This is a genomic window from Corallococcus sp. RDP092CA (assembly GCF_041903675.1).
Lineage (GTDB): Bacteria > Myxococcota > Myxococcia > Myxococcales > Myxococcaceae > Corallococcus.
Map to the genome: position 1 here is coordinate 18,093 of NZ_JAYESI010000022.1, position 16,885 is coordinate 34,977.

At 74.7% G+C, this 16,885-nt stretch carries 13 protein-coding genes; 8 read left to right on the forward strand and 5 right to left on the reverse strand.

What is annotated here, in order from left to right:
• The first annotated feature begins 104 nt into the window (after positions 1 to 104).
• From U8525_RS22640 to cheB, 7 genes are read left to right on the forward strand one after another with little or no spacing between them, the layout of a single operon-like run.
• Positions 105 to 497 carry a response regulator gene (locus U8525_RS22640; protein WP_374268368.1) on the forward strand — a complete coding sequence of 131 codons (393 nt, stop codon included), beginning with the start codon at positions 105 to 107 and terminating at the stop codon, positions 495 to 497.
• Positions 494 to 2,560 carry a chemotaxis protein CheA gene (locus U8525_RS22645; RefSeq protein ID WP_374268369.1) on the forward strand — a complete coding sequence of 689 codons (2,067 nt, stop codon included), beginning with the start codon at positions 494 to 496 and terminating at the stop codon, positions 2,558 to 2,560. The genes U8525_RS22640 and U8525_RS22645 overlap by 4 nt, the downstream gene beginning before the upstream one ends.
• Complete coding sequence (locus U8525_RS22650; RefSeq protein ID WP_374268370.1) at positions 2,557 to 3,003, forward strand: chemotaxis protein CheW; 447 nt, start codon at positions 2,557 to 2,559, stop codon at positions 3,001 to 3,003. Before U8525_RS22645 ends, U8525_RS22650 begins: the two co-directional genes overlap by 4 nt.
• The gene (locus tag U8525_RS22655; protein ID WP_374268371.1) at positions 2,984 to 5,527 is read left to right on the forward strand and encodes a methyl-accepting chemotaxis protein; all 2,544 of its coding nucleotides are present in this window, start codon (positions 2,984 to 2,986) and stop codon (positions 5,525 to 5,527) included. The genes U8525_RS22650 and U8525_RS22655 overlap by 20 nt, the downstream gene beginning before the upstream one ends.
• Positions 5,524 to 7,890 carry a HEAT repeat domain-containing protein gene (locus U8525_RS22660; protein ID WP_374268372.1) on the forward strand — a complete coding sequence of 789 codons (2,367 nt, stop codon included), beginning with the start codon at positions 5,524 to 5,526 and terminating at the stop codon, positions 7,888 to 7,890. The genes U8525_RS22655 and U8525_RS22660 overlap by 4 nt, the downstream gene beginning before the upstream one ends.
• Positions 7,891 to 7,906: 16 nt before the next feature.
• Positions 7,907 to 8,728: a protein-glutamate O-methyltransferase CheR gene (locus U8525_RS22665; RefSeq protein ID WP_374268373.1), complete on the forward strand. Its 822-nt coding sequence runs from the start codon at positions 7,907 to 7,909 to the stop codon at positions 8,726 to 8,728.
• A complete protein-coding gene (gene cheB / locus U8525_RS22670) occupies positions 8,725 to 9,756 on the forward strand; it encodes a chemotaxis-specific protein-glutamate methyltransferase CheB (protein WP_374268374.1) in 1,032 nt (343 codons plus the stop codon). The genes U8525_RS22665 and cheB overlap by 4 nt, the downstream gene beginning before the upstream one ends.
• A 1-nt stretch (position 9,757) precedes the next feature.
• On the opposite strand, the gene U8525_RS22675 is transcribed toward cheB, so the two are convergent.
• The 4 genes from U8525_RS22675 to U8525_RS22690 all read right to left on the reverse strand — a co-directional run bounded on the left by U8525_RS22675 (position 9,758) and on the right by U8525_RS22690 (position 14,896).
• Positions 9,758 to 11,275, reverse strand: coding sequence for an ATP-binding protein (locus U8525_RS22675; RefSeq protein WP_374268375.1), 1,518 nt, complete (start codon positions 11,273 to 11,275; stop codon positions 9,758 to 9,760).
• Between the two features lie 463 nt (positions 11,276 to 11,738).
• Positions 11,739 to 13,136 carry a sigma-54-dependent transcriptional regulator gene (locus U8525_RS22680; protein ID WP_374268376.1) on the reverse strand — a complete coding sequence of 466 codons (1,398 nt, stop codon included), beginning with the start codon at positions 13,134 to 13,136 and terminating at the stop codon, positions 11,739 to 11,741.
• The gene (locus tag U8525_RS22685; protein ID WP_374268377.1) at positions 13,118 to 14,596 is read right to left on the reverse strand and encodes a sensor histidine kinase; all 1,479 of its coding nucleotides are present in this window, start codon (positions 14,594 to 14,596) and stop codon (positions 13,118 to 13,120) included. Before U8525_RS22685 ends, U8525_RS22680 begins: the two co-directional genes overlap by 19 nt.
• A 99-nt stretch (positions 14,597 to 14,695) precedes the next feature.
• Positions 14,696 to 14,896, reverse strand: coding sequence for a hypothetical protein (locus U8525_RS22690; RefSeq protein WP_374268378.1), 201 nt, complete (start codon positions 14,894 to 14,896; stop codon positions 14,696 to 14,698).
• 235 nt (positions 14,897 to 15,131) lie between these two features.
• Between U8525_RS22690 and U8525_RS22695 the strand changes: the two genes are divergently transcribed.
• Positions 15,132 to 15,554, forward strand: coding sequence for a response regulator (locus U8525_RS22695; RefSeq protein ID WP_374268379.1), 423 nt, complete (start codon positions 15,132 to 15,134; stop codon positions 15,552 to 15,554).
• 1 nt (position 15,555) lies between these two features.
• Here U8525_RS22695 and U8525_RS22700 read toward each other — a convergent pair whose 3' ends face one another.
• Entirely contained in the window at positions 15,556 to 16,872 is a 1,317-nt protein-coding gene (locus tag U8525_RS22700) for a dicarboxylate/amino acid:cation symporter (RefSeq protein ID WP_374268380.1), read from the reverse strand.
• Between the last annotated feature and the right edge of the window lie 13 nt (positions 16,873 to 16,885).

Sequence of the window (16,885 nt, forward strand, 5' to 3'; positions counted from 1 at the left end):
CGGGGCAGGCGTGGACCAGCCAACGTTCAGCGCGCGCCGGATGACTCATTTCTTTCAGCGAGTGGGAATCGGTCTAGCTTGGCCCGTCGTTTTCAGAGGACGCCATGCCCGAGGTACTCGTCGTCGATGACAGCAAGGTGATGCGCGACATGGTGGTCGCCTGCCTGCGGCCCTACCCGGACAGCCGCTTCACCCAGGCGTCCAGCGGGCTGGAGGCCATCGAGCAGTTGTCGCTCAAGCCGTATGACCTGCTCGTGCTGGACCTCAACATGCCCGACATCGGCGGCATCGAGGTGGTGGAGTTCGTGCGCGGACAGGACCACCTGCGCGACCTGCCCATCATCATCGTCACCACCCGTGGCGATGAGGCGTCCCGCGAGCGCGCGCTCCAGGCCGGCGCCAACCGCTTCATGACCAAGCCCTTCACGCCGGACTCCCTCCAGGACGCCGCCCGGACCCTCCTGGAGAAAGCTCCGGCCGAGGCGCCGCGCGGGTGACGGGAAAAGGGGAGTTCGCGGAGTTCCTCCCCGCGTACCTGGCGGAGGTGGATGAGCTGCTCGCCGCCGCGCAGAAGGAGCTGCTCGCGGTGGAGGCGGCCGTGCGCAAGGGGCAGGCCCAGCCCCGCGCGGTGCGCGAGCTGTTCCGCGCGCTGCACACGCTCAAGGGCCTGTCCTCCATGGTGGACGTGGAGCCCGTCGTCTCCCTGTCCCACTGGATGGAGGCCTCGCTGAGGCTGGCGGATCAGGCCGGCGGCCGGCTGCCCGAGTCCAGCGTGGAGCCGCTGGTGGAGGGCCTGCGCGCCATCGAGCTGCGCGTGCGGCAGCTGGGCGCCGGCAAGGCCGCGTCGCCCGCGCCCGCGAGCCTGCTGGAGCGGCTGGAGGCGCTGGGGCCGCAGGTGCGGGACGCGGCCCCCGAGCGGGCCCGGCCGATGGCGCTGGACGCGGAGGCCGCGTTCGCCGCCCGGCTGACCCCGTCCGAGCGCGAGCAGCTGGAGGGCGGCCTCGCCGGAGGACAGCGCGCGCTGCGGCTGGACTTCGTGCCGTCGGCGGAGCGCGCCGCGAAGGGCCTCAACATCAACACGGTGCGCGAGCGCGTGGCGAAGCTCGCGGACATCGTGAAGGTGCTGCCCCTGTCCGGCGCCGCCGCGGGGGGCGCGTCGCTCGCGTTCGCGCTCCTGCTCATCACCCGCGCGGAGGACGCCGTGCTGCTGGACGCCGTGGGCGGCCCGCCCGCCACGGTGCGCTCGCTGGCGGCGCGCGCGCCCGCCGAGCCCGCGGCCCCGGACGCGGGCGGCCTTCCGGGCAGCGCCGCCGCCCCGGATGAAGCGCTGGACGAGCCGGAGGCGCGCCGGGGCCGAGGCCTGCTGCGCGTGGAGGTGTCCCGGCTGGACGAGGCCATGGAGTGGCTGGCGGCGCTCGTGGTCAACCGCTCCCGGCTGACGCGCGCGGTGGCGGCGCTCACCCAGGCCGGGGCGCCCACGCGGGAGCTCACCGCCATCCTCCAGGAGAACGGCCGGCAGCTGCGCGACCTGCGCTCGGCCATCCTGCGGCTGCGCATGGTGCGCGTGGGCGACGTGCTGGAGCCGCTGCCCCTGCTGGTGCGAGGCCTGCGCCGCGCCACGGGCAAGGCGGTGCGGCTGGAGCTGGACGTGGGCGACGCGGAGCTGGACAAGGCGGTGGCGGACCGGCTGCTGCCCGCGCTGGTGCACCTGGTGCGCAACGCGGTGGACCACGCGCTGGAGTCCCCCGAGGAGCGCCAGGCCGCGGGCAAGCCCCCGGAGGGGGTGGTGCGCCTGGGCTGTCACGCCCGCGCCAACGGCCAGCTGGAGCTGACCCTGCGCGACGACGGGCGCGGCGTGGACCCGGGGGCGGTGGCGAGGGCGGCGAGCACCGCCGTGCCGGACTCGCCGGACGCCCTCCTGGACCTGCTGTGCCGGCCCGGCCTGTCCACGCGCGAGGAGGCCTCGCGCACCAGCGGCCGGGGCATGGGCATGGACATCGTGCGCCGCATCGTCGTGGAGCAGCTGGGCGGCGAGCTGCGCATGGACACGCGCAAGGGCGCGGGCACCACCTTCTCCGTGTGCGTCCCCCTCACGGTGACGCTGATGGACGCCATCGTCTTCGAGTGCGCGGGCCGCCGGTACGCGGTCTCGGTGGCCACCGTGGAGGAGCTCATCGACGTCACGGGCGTGGTGCGCCCCGCGGGCGCGGACGGCGTGGGGCTGGTGGAGCGCCGGGGCGCGGCCGTGCCGCTGGTGCCGCTGGCGCGGCTGCTGGACGCGCCGGCGCCCGCGCGCGGCGCGGACGCGGGGCCGGGCGCCAAGGCGCTCATCGTGCGCCAGCGCGGGGAGCCGGTGGCCTTCGCGGTGGACCGGCTCGTGGGGCAGCAGGAGATCGTCCTGAGGCCGCTGGAGGATCCGCTGGTGCGCGTGCCCGGCGTGGCCGGCGCCACGGACCTGGGGGACGGCCAGCCCACGCTGGTGCTGGACCTGGGCGCGCTGGGCGCGGCGCGCTCGGGCCGCCGCATGCGCGCGCCGCGGGCCGGGGAGCGGGTGTCATGAACGTGCTGCACGTGCTGTTCAAGGTGGACGGGGCGGAGTACGCGATTCCCGCGGCGGACGTCGTGCAGATGGAGTCCTTCACCGGCGCGACGCCGGTGCCCGGGGCGCCTGCGCACGTGGCCGGCCTGGTGCAGGTGCGCGGCCGGGTCATCCCGGTGGTGGACGCGCGCGCGCGCTTCGGGCTGCCGGCGGGGACGCCGTCCCTGGACTCGCGGGTGGTGGTGGGCCAGCTGGGCGAGCGCACCGTGGGGCTGCTCGTGGACAGCGCGCGCGAGGTGCTGAAGCTGGATCCGCGCGCCCTCCAGCCGCCCCCACCCATGGTGGTCGAGGGCGCGAAGGGGTTCGTGAAGGCCGTGGCGCAGGTGGGGCCGCGGCTGGTGATGCTCATTGATTTCCCCCGGGTGGTCGGGGAGGAGGCGGCGGATGTCGACGGACAGCGGTAGCGGCGTGCGGAGGCTGGAGGATGCTCGCGCGCTGGCGGAGCGCGCCTCGCTCCAGGTGGCGGAGGGCGTGGGGCTGGTGAAGTCCACCGAGCAGCTGGCGGCGCGGCTCGCGTCCGCGGGCAACGAGCAGGCGGCGGCGGGCGAGCAGGTGCGGAGCGCCATCGAGTCCGTGGCCGCGCAGGTGGAGCAGACGAGCGCCGCGGTGCAGGCGCTGGTGCGCAGCCAGGCGTCCGTGAGCGACGCTGCGAGGGGCGTGCAGCAGGAGGCGGAGTCCACCGCGGGCGCCATGCAGGAGGTGACCGCGTCCGTGGCCAGCGTGCGCAAGGACGCGAGCGCGCTCTCCAGCAGCGCGGACGTGACGGCCTCCACGCTGGAGGAGGTGGCGCGCTCGGTGAAGGGCGTGAGCGCCAACGCGGAGGACCTGGCCGCCTCCAGCGAGGAGCTGCTGGCGAGCATGCAGGAGATGACCGCCACGGTGGAGGACCTGGTGTCGCGCAACCAGGCCAGCGCCGCCACCACGGAGGAGGTCGCCGCCACCATCGAGGAGATGTCCAAGGGCATCACCCGGCTGGCCGCGGACGCGCAGGGCGTGGGCGAGCGCATGGGCCAGGTGTCCGGCGCCGTGGTGTCCCTGGGCAAGACGCTCCAGGACGTGGTGCGCGACGCGGCCACCATGGCCGCCAGCGTGGAGGAGACGGCCTCCACCACGGAGCAGGTGGCCCGCAGCGTGCGCGGCGTCGCCGAGCACGCGCGCACCCTGGAGGCCAGCGCCGTCACCACCGCGTCCACCGTGCAGGAGGTGGCCGCCAGCGTGGAGGAGGTGGCCGCCACCGCGGAGAAGAACGCCGCCGTGGTGGAGGCCAACGCGGCCACCATCGAGCAGCTGTCGCGCTCCGCCCAGGCGGTGGCCCGCGCGGCGGAGAGCATCAACGGCCTGGCCGCTACCAGCGCCACCGCTTCCGCGCAGCTGGAGGCCTCCACGCGCCGCGCGTCGCAGCTGACGGAGGAGGCGCGGCAGGCCGCCGAGCGCGTGGGCGCGAGCGCGCGCGAGGGCGGCACCACCGTGGCGCGCTCCATCTCGGGCTTCGGCCGCATCCGCCAGTCCATCGTGGAGTCGTCCGGGGTGATGAAGGAGATGGGCCGGCGCGCCGAGGAGATCGGCGACATCGTCCAGACCATCAACCTCATCGCGGACCGCACCAACCTCCTGTCGCTCAACGCCAGCATCGAGGCGGCGCGCGCCGGGGAGCACGGCCGCGGCTTCGCGGTGGTGGCGGAGGAGATCCGCGCCCTGGCGGACCGCGCGGCGGCGGCCAGCGGCGACGTGGCCAAGATCGTCCGGGGCCTCCAGGCGACGGCGCGCGAGGCGGCCGTGGCCACCGGTGAGGGCGTGCGCGCGGCGGACGAGGGCGCGGCGCTGGCGGGGGACGCGGAGCGCGCGCTGGGCACCATCCTCAAGGGCGTGGACGAGCTGGGCGTGAACGTGCGCGAGGCGTCGCGCGCGTCGACGGAGCAGGTGCAGGCGGTGCAGGCGCTGGTGCAGGCCTCGGCGAAGGTGAGCGAGCAGGGGCGGCTCATCGCCGCGTCCGCGGTGGAGCAGGCGCAGGCCGCGCAGGCGCTGGCCCAGGGCGGCACGGAGATGCGGCGCATGGCGCGGCAGACCACCCAGGCCACCCAGGACCAGGCCAAGGCGCTGCGCGACGCGGTGCGCTCCAACAACCAGCTGGCGGACGTGGCGGAGAAGGTGTCGCGCGCGATGCAGGAGCAGGCGCAGGCCGCCACGGACCTGGCCCGGGGCACCACGCAGATGCGCCAGCTGGTGCAGGGCGTGAGCGCCGCGGTGGTGGCGCAGGGCCAGCAGGTGGGGCTGCTGGGCGCGGCGGCGCAGGAGGTGGCGGCCTCCACGCAGCGCACGCTCACCGGCGTCGCGGAGCAGGCCAAGGCCGCGCAGGAGGTGACGCGCGCCATGGAGGCCACGCGCAAGGAGGTGGCCCAGTCCACGCGCGCCATGGCGGAGCAGGCCCGCGCGCTCAAGCAGGGGGAGCTCGCCAGCCGCCAGGTGGCCAGCCTGGCCAAGGAGGTGACGCGCGCCACGGACGAGCAGGCCCAGGCGCTCACGTCGCTGGTGCGCGGCGCGGAGGACGTGCGCCGGGTGGCGAGGTCCACCTCGCGCGCGCTGGATGAGCAGGCGGAGGCCCTGTCCCTGCTCACCGCGTCCGCCGCGAAGCAGGCCACGGGCGTGGCGGCGGTGGCGAGGTCCGTCCAGGAGCAGGCCGCGCTGAGCGAGCAGCTGGGCCGGTCGGTGGAGGACCTGCGCGGCCGCGCGAGGGAGATCGCCGTCACCACGGCGGAGCAGGCGCGCGCCATGGCCGTCACCGCCCAGGAGGTGAAGGAGGTGGCGGGCCGGCTGGGGCAGCTGTCGCGGCTGCACGGAGAGCAGGTGGAGGGCTTGAGTCACCTGAGCGGCCTGCTGAACACCCCGGAGCCGGGGACGCCCCAGCGCGCGCGGGAGCAGGCCACATGAGCGCCCCCGCGAAGCAGCACCCGCTGTCGCTGTCCGCGGACGACCGCGCCCGGGTGGAGGCGGTGGAGCAGCTGGCGCGTCGGGGCCCGGCGAGCCTGCCGGAGCTGGTGCGGGGGCTGGACGCGCCGTCGTGGGCGGTGCGCCGCGCCGTGGTGTCCGCGCTGGCGCGCCTGGGCGCCGCCGCGGTGGAGCCCCTGTGCGTGGTGCTGCGCCACCGCCGGGACAGCGAGGCGCGCCTCGCCGCGGCGGTGGACGCGCTGGTGGCCGCCACGGGCGAGGTCGAGGGCCCGGTGGAGGCGCTGGGGGACGACCCCAACCCGGCCATCGTCTGCGACGCCGCGCAGGTGCTGGGGCGCCGCCGCAGCCGGCGGTCCGTGCCGCTGCTGTCGCGGCTCATCGTCCACCCGGACGACAACGTGGCGGTGGCCGCCATCGAGGCGCTGGGCCGCGTGGGCGGCGGCGCGGCGGTGGACGCGCTCCTGACGTCGCTGGGCAGCGGCAACTTCTTCCGCATCTTCCCCGCCATCGACGTGCTGGGCCGCTCGGGCGACCCCACCGTCGTGCCGGCGCTGATGGCGCTGCTGTCGGACCCCTTCTACGTCCTGGAGGCGGCGCGCGCCCTGGGGCGCACCGGCCAGGAGGCCGCGGTGCCCGCGCTCGTGGGCCTGCTCCAGCGCGGCAACGACGCGGTGGTGCGCGTGGCGGCGGTGGCGCTCGTCGAGATCCACGACGCGCAGGTGCAGCGCTTCGGCGGCGCGCGCACGGTGCCGTCGGTGCTGCGCTCCCACTCGGCGGAGCCGCACCCCACCGGCCGGCGGCTGGCCCAGGTCATCGCGGGCGCGGACGCGGGGGAGAAGACCGCGGTGGCGCGCCTGCTGGGCTGGGTGGGCGGCGCGGACGCGGCCACGGGGCTGCTGAAGCTCCTGGACTCGCAGGACCTGGGCGTGTCGCGCGCGGCCGCGGCGGCCCTGGGGGAGCTGGGCGCGGAGGCGGACGCGCAGATCCTCCAGGCGCTGCGCGAGGGGGACAGCTCGCGCAGGCGGGTGCTGCTGCCGCTCGTGGGCAGGCGCGCCGCGGCGGTGCCGGACGTGCTGGTGTGCCTGGAGGACCGGGACGCCACGGTGCGCGCGCTGGCGGCGGAGACGCTGTCGCGCATCGGCGACACGTCCGCGGTGCCCGCCCTGTTCGCGCGGCTGGCGGACGAGGACCCGCGCGTGTCGCAGGCGGTGGTGGGCGCCATCCAGTCCCTGGGCAGCGAGACGACGGAGGCGCTGGCGCTGGAGGCGGCGCGCTCCACGGACGCGCGCCAGCGGCGGGCGGCGCTGCGCATCGTGGCGTACTTCGGCTACACGCGCGGCCTGGACGCGCTGCTCGCCGCCATGCGGGACCCGGACGAGCGGCTGCGCGACGCGGCCATCTACGGCCTGCCCTTCATCGACGACCCGCGCGCGGTGGACGCGCTGCTGGCCGCCGCCAGCCACGAGTCGGAGCGCACGCGCGCCACCGCCATGCGCGCGCTGGGCCAGACGGACAAGCAGGCGCGCATCACCTCCACGCTGCTGGGCGGCCTGAACGACCGCGACCCGTGGGTGCGCTACTACGCGTGCCAGTCGCTGGGGAAGCTCAACGAGGAGGCCGCCGCGGACGCCATCGTCGCGCTGGCCAACGACGACGCGGGCCAGGTGCGCGTGGCGGTGGTGGACGCGCTGGCCCACATGCACACGGAGAGCGCCATGGCGGCGCTGCGCCGCGCGGCCTCCTCCACGGACGCGGACGTGCGCCGCGCGGCCCTCCTGGGCCTGGGCGTGGCCCGGCGGCCGGACGCGCTGCCGGTGCTGCTGGAGGCGGTGCACTCGGAGGACCCGGCCACGCGGCTGGTGGCCCTGTCCGCCGTGGCGGAGTACGACGCCCCGGAGACGCTGCCCGCGCTGCTGCGCGCCGCCGGGGACCGGGACGACAGCGTGCGCAGCGCGGCGGTGGGCTTCCTCGCCACGCGCACGGGCCCGCACGCGACGCAGCAGCTGGTGTCGCTCCTGGGGGACGTGATGCTGCGCGAGCAGGTGGTGTCCGCGCTGGCGCTGCCGGTGGAGGGCCGGCTGCCCGGGCTGCTGGCGGCGCTGGAGGTGGCGGATGACGCGACGGCGCCCCTGCTGGTGGCGGCGCTGGCGCGCATGCGGCGGGCGGACGCGCGGGCGGCGCTGATGCAGTCGCTGGTCGGCGCGAGCCCCGCGGGCCGCCGGGCCGCCGCGCCCGCCGTGGCGGCGCTGGGCACCGTGGAGGCGCGCGAGGCGCTGGACCGGGCCGCCCACCGCGACGAGGACGCGGACGTGCGCCGCGCCTGCCTGCTGGCGCTGGGCCGCTGAAGAGAAGCCACGGCCCATGAGCGCGCTGCCGTTGTCCCCGCAGGTCCTGGCCATCCTCTCCATGCTCATCGAGCAGCGCTCGGGCCTGCACTACGGGCCCGAGGACCGGGACCTGCTGGCGGAGAAGCTGTCCACCCGGGCGCTGGACGCCGGGTTCGACTCGCTGCTCGACTACTACTACTTCCTCCGCTACGACCCGAAGGGGCCGGAGGCGCTGGACTCGCTGGTGGAGGCGCTGCTCGTCCACGAGACGTACTTCTTCCGCGAGCCGCAGGCGCTGGAGGTGCTGGTGGACGAGCTGCTCGTCCCGGAGGTCCGCGCCGACCGCAGGCCCCGGGTGTGGTGCGCGGCGTGCTCCACCGGCGAGGAGCCCCTCACGCTGGCCATGCTGCTGGCCGCGCGCGGCGTGCTGGATGACGTGTCCCTCCTGGCCACGGACCTGAGCGCCCGGGCGCTGGAGCGCGCGAGGGCGGGAGCGCACAACCTGCGCTGCCTGCGCGCGCTGCCCCCGGGCGTGATGGGGCGCTGGATGGACCTGGTGGACGGCCGCCCCCGCGTGCGGCCGGAGCTGATGGCGAAGGTGGAGTGGCGCCAGCTCAACCTGGTGGACCTGGAGGGCTACCCGGAGCCGGGCAGCTGCGACGCCGTCCTCTGCCGCAACGTGCTCATCTACTTCCAGGACGACACCGCGCGCCGCGTGGTGGACGGCCTCACCCGCGCGCTGCGGCCCGGCGGCCACCTGGTGGTGGGCACCTCCGAGTCCCTGATGCGCTTCGGCACGGCGTTGCGCTGCGAGGAGCGCCGCGGCGCGTTCTTCTACAGCAAGGCGGACCCATGACGTTGCGCGTGCTGGTGGTGGATGACTCGGCGTTCGCGCGCAAGGTGCTGCGCAAGGTGCTGTCGGAGGCGGAGGGCCTGGAGGTGGTGGGCACCGCGCGCGACGGGCTGGACGCGCTGGAGCGGGTGGCGGAGCTCCGGCCGGACGTCCTCACCCTGGACCTGGTGATGCCGCAGCTGGACGGGATGGGCGTCCTGCGCGCGCTGGCCGGCATGCCGGAGGCGCCGCGCGTGGTGGTGGTGAGCAGCGCGGACACGGACAGCGAGCTGGCGGTGTCCGCGCTGGAGGCGGGCGCGGTGGACCTGGTGCACAAGCCCACGGCGCTCGCCACGGACCGCCTCTACGAGCTGGGCGCGGAGCTGGTGGAGAAGGTGCGCGTCGCGGGGCGCGCGGTGCCGCGCTACGCGAAGGCGCGGGCGGAGGCCGCGAGCGCCCCGCCCGCGCGGCCGCTGCCCTCGGCGTCGACGAAGCTGCTGGCGGTGGGCACGTCCACGGGCGGGCCGCAGGCGCTGACGCGGCTGCTGGGCGCGCTGCCCCGGGACTTCCCGGCGCCGGTGGTGCTCGCGCTGCACATCCCCGCCGGCTACACGGAGGCCGTGGCGAAGCGGCTGGACTCGCAGAGCGCGCTGGAGGTGGTGGAGGCGCGCGACGGCCTGGAGCTGGTGCCGGGCCGCGCGGTGCTGGCGCGCGCGGGCCACCACCTGAAGGTGGCGCGGCACGGGGCGCTCGACCTGGTGCGCCTGGACCGCCACCCGCTGGGCACCCCGCACCACCCCTCCGTGGACGTGCTCTTCCAGAGCGTGGCGGACGTCTGGGGGAAGGAGGCCCTGGGCCTGGTGCTCACCGGCATGGGCGAGGACGGCCTCCAGGGCGCGCGCGCCGTGCGCGCCGCGGGCGGCGTGGTGCTCACGGAGGCGGAGTCCTCCTGCGTGGTGTACGGCATGCCGCGCGCGGTGGCGGAGGCGGGCCTGTCCAACGGCAGCGCGCCGCTGGACGCGCTGGTGCCCCTCATCTCCCGCTTCATCTGAATCAGGTGTGGTGCGGGGGCGGCGGAGGCGGCTCGGGCGGCGGGCCCTTCCGGGGCGGCGCGCGGCGCGGCAGCGTGACGGTGAAGGTGGTGCCGTCGCGCTCGGTGGAGGTGACGTCCATGGTGCCGCCGTGGGCGTGGACGATCTCCCGCACGATGTAGAGCCCCAGGCCGTAGCTCATCTTCAGCGTGCGCGTCTGCTGCGGGCCCTGGCGGAAGGGCTCGAAGAGGTGGGGCAGGGTGGCCTCCGGGATGGGGCGGCCCTGGTTGTGGACCGTCATCACCACCTTGTTGCGCAGGCCGCGCGTGGCCAGGCTCACGGGCGCGTCCGCCGGGCTGTACTTGAGGGCGTTCTCCACCAGGTTGGACACCACCTGCGCCAGGCGGTCCGGGTCCCAGTGCCCCTGCGTGTTGCCCTTGTGCTCCACGACGATGTCGCGCTGCGGGTAGGCCACGCGGAACTCGTGCGCCACCTTGGTGAGCAGCTCCTTCGTGTCCGCGCCGCGCGGCTCGATGACCACGCCGCCCACCAGCCGCGCGCGGGTGAAGTCCAGCAGCAGGCGCGTCAGCCGCTCGATGCGCACCGCCGCGGTCGCGATGCGCTGGCTGGTGCGCGCCGTCTCCTCCGCGGTCCCGCCGGCCGCGAGCACGCGCGACCAGTTCATGATGGCGCCGAGCGGGCTGCGGATGTCGTGGCTGATGATGCCCATCAGGTGCTCCTGGAACTCGGAGTGCCGGCGCACCTCCTCCTCCGCCCACTTGCGCTGGGTGATGTCGCGGCTGATGCCGAAGAGGCCGAACACGGTCCCCTCCGGGTCGCGCAGCGGGCCCTTGGTGGACAGCCACACGCGCGGGTCCCCGTTGGGGTCCTTCTGGACGTCCTCGTAGGTGAGGGGGTGGCCCGCCTTGAGCACGTCCCGGTCGTGCCTCCGGTTGACCTTCACCTCGTCGGGCGGGAAGAGGTCCGCGTCCAGGCGCCCGCGCACCTCGGACACGGTGCGGCCCAGGGCGTGCGCGCCCGCGGAGTTGATGACCTGGTACCGGCCCTCCAGGTCCTTGATGTAGATGGCGTCGGTGGTGCCCTCCATCACGGACTGGAAGAGCTCGCCCGCGCGCTGCAGCTCGTGGCGGGCCTGGAACTCGCGGGTGATGTCGCGGCAGTGCACCAGCAGGCCGCCGTCCACCGGGCGGGCGCTCACCTCGAAGCAGCGGTCGCCCTCGTGCCAGCGGTGCTCGTAGGGCGCGGCGGGGGGCTGCTCGGTCGCGGGCGCGTCCAGGCGCAGGTGCTGGGCCAGCCCCAGCACGTCCGCCGCCTTCTTGCGCAGGTCGTCCCCCGGCTGGATGCGCGCGCCCAGCAGCTCCCGCATGCGCGGGCTCAGCCAGGTGATGCGCCAGCCCGCGTCCACGCCGAGGAAGGCCTCCGGCAGCCCCTCCAGCAGCGCGAGCAGACCCGGACCGGAGACCTCCGTCGGGGACGGGGCGGGGGGGCGGGAGCGCGGGCGGGCAGGGGCTTGGGCCATCGGCGGGTCGTTCGGGGTACGGGGGCGATTCCTTCAGGTGGGGAACACGGCGCTGCCGCGGAGCGTGCCCGGCCTCATCGCCGGAGCACGGGGCCTGGACAGCGGAGGGCGTCCTGTCCGCCCGTGACGCGATTCATGAACTCGTGGATTTCCGAGGGTAGGGAGGAACCTCCAGGAGGAAACGGGTCGGCGTCGTTCTTGTCGCCTGGCCCCCATGAGAGGTCCGCCACGCGACAGGAGACACGGCTCTGGAGGGGGACGGGGCGCATCCTCCCGGGACCATACCGCGCGAAACGCAAAGCGGGAGCCATCCCCGAGGGGGGGTGGGCGTTCCTTGCGGCACACCTCCAGCCAGCGCCCCTCCGCCGTGTGGCCATGGTGAAGGGTTGTGGCTGGAACGGATGGCTCCTCTCTCAAGAGCTGGGAACACAGGGGGGCGGACACCACCCGGGGAGCCCTCGGCCTAGGGCCGCTTCGTCTCCCGAGGCTCCTTGGACTCCCGGGCCTCGGCGTCGCCGCGCTCCAGCTTGCGGTAGAGCGTCTTGCGGTCCACGCCCAGGATGCGCGCGGCGAGCGTGCGGCTGCCGCCCACGGCCTCCAGCACGCGGTGGATGTAGCGGCGCTCCAGCTCCTCCAGCGTCACCAGCTCCGAGGGGTCCGTGTTCTCCGGCACCACGCGCGGCGTGCTGTAGTTGCGGATGCGCTCCGGCAGGTCGTCCACGGTGAGCTGCTCGAAGGACGTGAGCGCCACGGCGCGCTCGATGCAGTTCTGCAGCTCGCGCACGTTGCCCGGCCAGCCGTAGGCCAGCAGGCGCTGCGCCGCCGCGGGGGACAGCCCCACCACCTTCTTGCCCGTGCGGGACGCGAACTGCTCCACGAAGCGCTGCGACAGGAGCAGCACGTCGTTGCCGCGCGCGCGCAGCGGGGGCAGCTCCAGGCCGATGACGTTGAGCCGGTAGTAGAGGTCCTCGCGGAAGCGGTTCTCCTCCACCGCCAGCTCCAGGTCGCGGTTCGTCGCCGCGACGATGCGCGCGTCGAAGGGCATCTCCGTGTCGCCGCCCACCGGGCGCACCACGCGCTCCTGGAGCGCGCGCAGCAGCTTCGGCTGGAGCGTCATGGGCAGCTCACCCACCTCATCCAGGAACAGCGTGCCGCCGTTGGCCTTGATGAAGAGGCCCGTGCGCGAGGCCTTCGCGTCGGTGAAGGCGCCCCTGGCGTGGCCGAACAGCTCGCTCTCCAGGAGCTGCTCCGGCATGGCCGCGCAGTTGATGGCCACGAAGGGCCCCTCCTTGCGCCGGCCCCGCGCGTGGAGGGCCCGCGCGGCCACCTCCTTGCCCGTGCCGCTCTCGCCGGTGATCAAGACGGTGGCGTCCACGTCCGCCACCCGGTCGATGAGCGCGTAGGCCTGCTTGAGCGCGGGGCTCTCCCCCACGAGCGCGCCGTCGTCCTGGCGCTGGTCCAGCGCCTGGCGCAGCCTCCGCACCTCCGCGCGCAGGGCGCGGTGCTGCACGGCGCGCTCCAGCACCAGCACCAGCGCGTCCAGGTCGATGGGCTTGGTGATGAAGTCGTAGGCGCCCGCGCGGATGGCGGCCACCGCCGTCTCCAGGCTGCCGAAGGCGGTGACGACCACCACGGGGATGTCCGGCCGGTTGAGCACGATGCGCTCGCACAGCGCCAGGCCGTCCATGCCCGGCATGCGCAGGTCCGTGAGGACGGTGTCGAAGTCCTCGACGGCCAGCCGCTGGAGGGCCTCGTCCGCGGCGGCCACGGCCAGGGGCTGGAAGCCCCGGCGCTGGAGGCCCTTCTCCACCATGGCGCGCATCTCGCGCTCGTCTTCGACAATCAGGATGCGGCCTGGCATGCGTGTGTCCCCGGCGGCAGGTAGATGGAGAAACAACTCCCACGGCCCGGCTCGCTTTTCACGTCAATCCAGCCGCCGTGGTCCCGCACCATCCCATAGGAGACGGACAGCCCGAGCCCCGTCCCCTCGCCCACGTCCTTGGTGGTGAAGAAGGGCTCGAAGACGTGGGGCAGCACGTCCGGCGGGATGCCCGTCCCCTCGTCCTCCACGTCCAGCCGCGCCCAGTCCTGCTCCGGGCCGCCCACGTCCGCGGGCGGGGTGGCGCGCAGCACCTGCGAGCGCACCCGCAGGGTGCCGGGCCGGCTCATGGCGTGCAGGCCGTTCATCACCAGGTTGGTGAGCACCTGCTGGAGCTGCCCCGCGTCCACCTCCACGGTGAAGCCCGGGGGCACCTCCTGGGACAGCGTCACGCCCTTCTTGGTGGCCATGGGCTTGAGCAGGGACAGCGTGCGCTCCGCCAGCAGCGACAGGTCCTCCGGCGCGCGCGAGGGCGTGCGGCGCCGGGCGAAGTCCAGCAGCTGCCGGATGATGCCGGTCATGTGCTGCGCCTGCTGGAAGATGATGCGGGCGCACTCGCCCACCTCGTCGCCCTCCGCCTCGCCGGAGGAGACCATCTTCGCGCGGCCCATGACGACGTTGAGCGGCGTGCCCAGCTCGTGCGCCACGCCGGACGCGAGCTTGCCCACGGTGGTGAGCCGGTCCGCGTGGCGCAGGTGCTCCACCGTGGCCAGCCGCGCCGCCGTCTCCGCCGCCAGCCGCGCCCGCGTCTCCTCCAACTGCTCCCCCATCCGGTTCATGGCCACCGCCAGCGTCGTCAGCTCGTCGCCGCGCTCGCGCCGCAGGGGCACGCGCGCGGTGAGGTCGCCCTCGCCAATCCGCCCCGCCAGGTGCACCAGCTGCTCCACGGGCCGGCCCACCAGCCGGCGGCCCATGGCCATGGCGGCCAGGAGGAAGAAGAAGGACAGCGCCGCCGTGGCGATGAAGGTGCCCAGCACGGTGGCGCGCACGTGCTGCTCCTGCTCGGACAGGGACTCGGTGATTTCAATGGCGCCCATGCGCCGGCCCAGGAACACCGGCGTGTACGAGCGCAGCACGCCCGGGCTGTTGGACGTGTCCATCAGCCAGCCGTCGTTGCCCGCGCGCAGGCTGAGCAGCAGGGCCGGAGGCAGCGCCGGCGCGAAGCCGGAGCCCGGCCCGCCGTCCAGCCACACCCAGCGCAGCCGCACCTGCTCCTGGAAGCGGTTGGCCTGGTTGAGGAGCGTGAGCGCCTCGGACTCGCCCGCGAGCTGCCACGCCTTGCCGATGGAGCCGGCCAGCGTGTGGCCGAGCAGGCGGTGGTCGTGCTGGGTGTCGATCTCCGACCGGGCGAGCTCCCGGTTGACCTGGAACGCCTGGAGGCCGGCCATCACCGCGACGGCGAGCAGCACCAGGGCCAGGGTGAACTTGCGAGCGAGCTTCACGAAAAGGCAACCCCCGGTTCGTGCGTGAGGGGGAAGGAACACACGGACCGGGGAGGTACGCTACGGGTACCGCGGGTGCTGCGTCACGACAGCGTTTGGCTAGTTGCTGCTCGCGCCCTCGGCCGGCGCGGCGGGGGCCTTCTGGGAGGCGCCCTGCTTCGCCTTCTTCGCCTTGGCGCCGGCCTTCGGCTGGGTCTGGGCGGCGGGCGCGCTCTTGGGGGCCTTGGGCGCGGCGGCGAACGCGCCCATGGAGGCGAGGGACAGGGACAGACCGAGGACCAGGGCGGAAGTGCGCTTCATGGGAGAGACTCCGTGTGGGCCCGCGAGAAGTGGGATGCGGGGCCGACCGGGGGCTAGAGCATCGGCCATGCCAACCCACGCCCCCGAGCGGGGCGCCGCCAGGGCGGGGCGGAATGTCCACGCAGGCCTGGGGCACATTGCCCCGGCGGGGGCAGGATGCCCCGGGACCCCGCGGGCACGACGGAGCCACGTCCCTTCGAGGCGCGTGGCATGCGCCGTGCTCCTCCGTGCTCAAATGATCCACGCACCTCCACACGAAGGAGCGGCGCCGGCCGCGCGCATCCTGGTGGCCGAGGACGACGACGCGATGCGGGCGATGCTGGTGTACACGCTGCGGCGGGCCGGCTACACGGTGGTGGAGGTGGAGGACGGCTTCGAGCTGGGGGACTACATGGCGATGATGCGGGGCCACGGCGGCACGCTCGCGCCGCCGGACCTCATCGTCAGCGACGTGCGCATGCCGGGGCGCACCGGCCTGGAGGCGCTCGGGCGGCTGCGCGCGCAGGGCGTCACCTGCCCCGTGCTGCTGCTGAGCGCCTTCGCGGACGCGGAGACGCACGCGGAGGCGCTGCGGCTGGGCGCCCGGCGGCTGCTGGACAAGCCGGTGGACCTGGACGTGCTGAAGGCCGCGGTGCGCGACGCGGTGGCGCCCGCCTGAGTCAGGCCGGAGTCCCCGCGTCGGCCGGCGGGGCCTCGGGGAGGGGCTGGCCGTCCAGCTCGGCGCGCAGGCGCTCGCGGTCCAGCTCGTTCTCCCACCGGGACACGACGATGCTGGCCACGCCGTTGCCGATGAAGTTGGTGAGCGCGCGCGCCTCGCTCATGAACCGGTCGATGCCCAGGATGAGGGCCAGCCCCGCCACCGGCACGGACGGCACCACCGCCAGCGTGGCGGCCAGGGTGATGAAGCCCGCGCCCGTCACGCCGGAGGCGCCCTTGGACGTGAGCATCGCCACGCCCAGGAGCGTGGCCGTCTGCGTGAAGGTGAGGTGCACGTTGAGCGCCTGGGCCACGAACAGCGCCGCCATGGTGAGGTAGATGTTGGTGCCGTCCAGGTTGAAGGAGTAGCCGCTGGGCACCACCAGCCCCACCACGGACCTGGAGCACCCCAGCCGCTCCAGCTTCTGCATCAGCGGCACCAGCGCGGACTCCGACGAGGACGTGCCCAGCACCAGGAGCAGCTCCGCGCGGATGTAGCGCAGGAACTTGAGGAGGGAGAAGCCGGTCAGCCGCGCCACCAGCCCCAGCACGCCCACCACGAAGAGCGCGCACGCCAGGTAGAAGCACCCCATCAGGCGCAGCAGCGGCCCCAGGCTGGTGACGCCGTAGGCGCCCAGGGTGAAGGCCATGGACGCGCCCGCGCCAATGGGCGCCAGCTTCATCACCGTGCGGATCATGTGGAAGAAGGCCTGGGAGAGCGCCTCGAAGAGGACGACCACGGGCTTCGCCACGGGGCCGATGGCCGTCAGCGAGAAGCCGAGGAGCAGCGCCATCAGCAGCACCTGGAGCAGGTCGCCCTCGCCGGTGAAGGCGTCCACGAAGGTGCGCGGGATGAGGTGCAGCAGGAAGCCCGCGGTGGACTGGTCGTGCGCCTGCTGGGCGAAGCGGGCCACGGCGCTCGCGTCCAGCGTGCGCGGGTCCACGTTGAAGCCGGAGCCCGGCTTGAGCACCGACACCACCAGCACGCCGATGAAGAGCGCGAACGTGGAGACGAGCTCGAAGTAGAGCAGCGCCTTGCCGCCCACCCGGCCCACCTTCTTCATGTCCGCCACGTTGGCCACGCCCAGCACCACGGTCAGGAAGATGACCGGGGAGATGAGCATCTTCACCAGCGCGATGAACCCGTCGCCCAGCGGCTTGAGCTTCACCGCCGTGGACGGCGCGAGGTGGCCCAGCAGGCCCCCCGCGAAGATGGCGGCCAGCACCCACAGGTAGAGGCGCGAGGAGGACTTCGGGGGGGGCGCGGTGTCGGCGCTCATGGGGGTGTCCTCC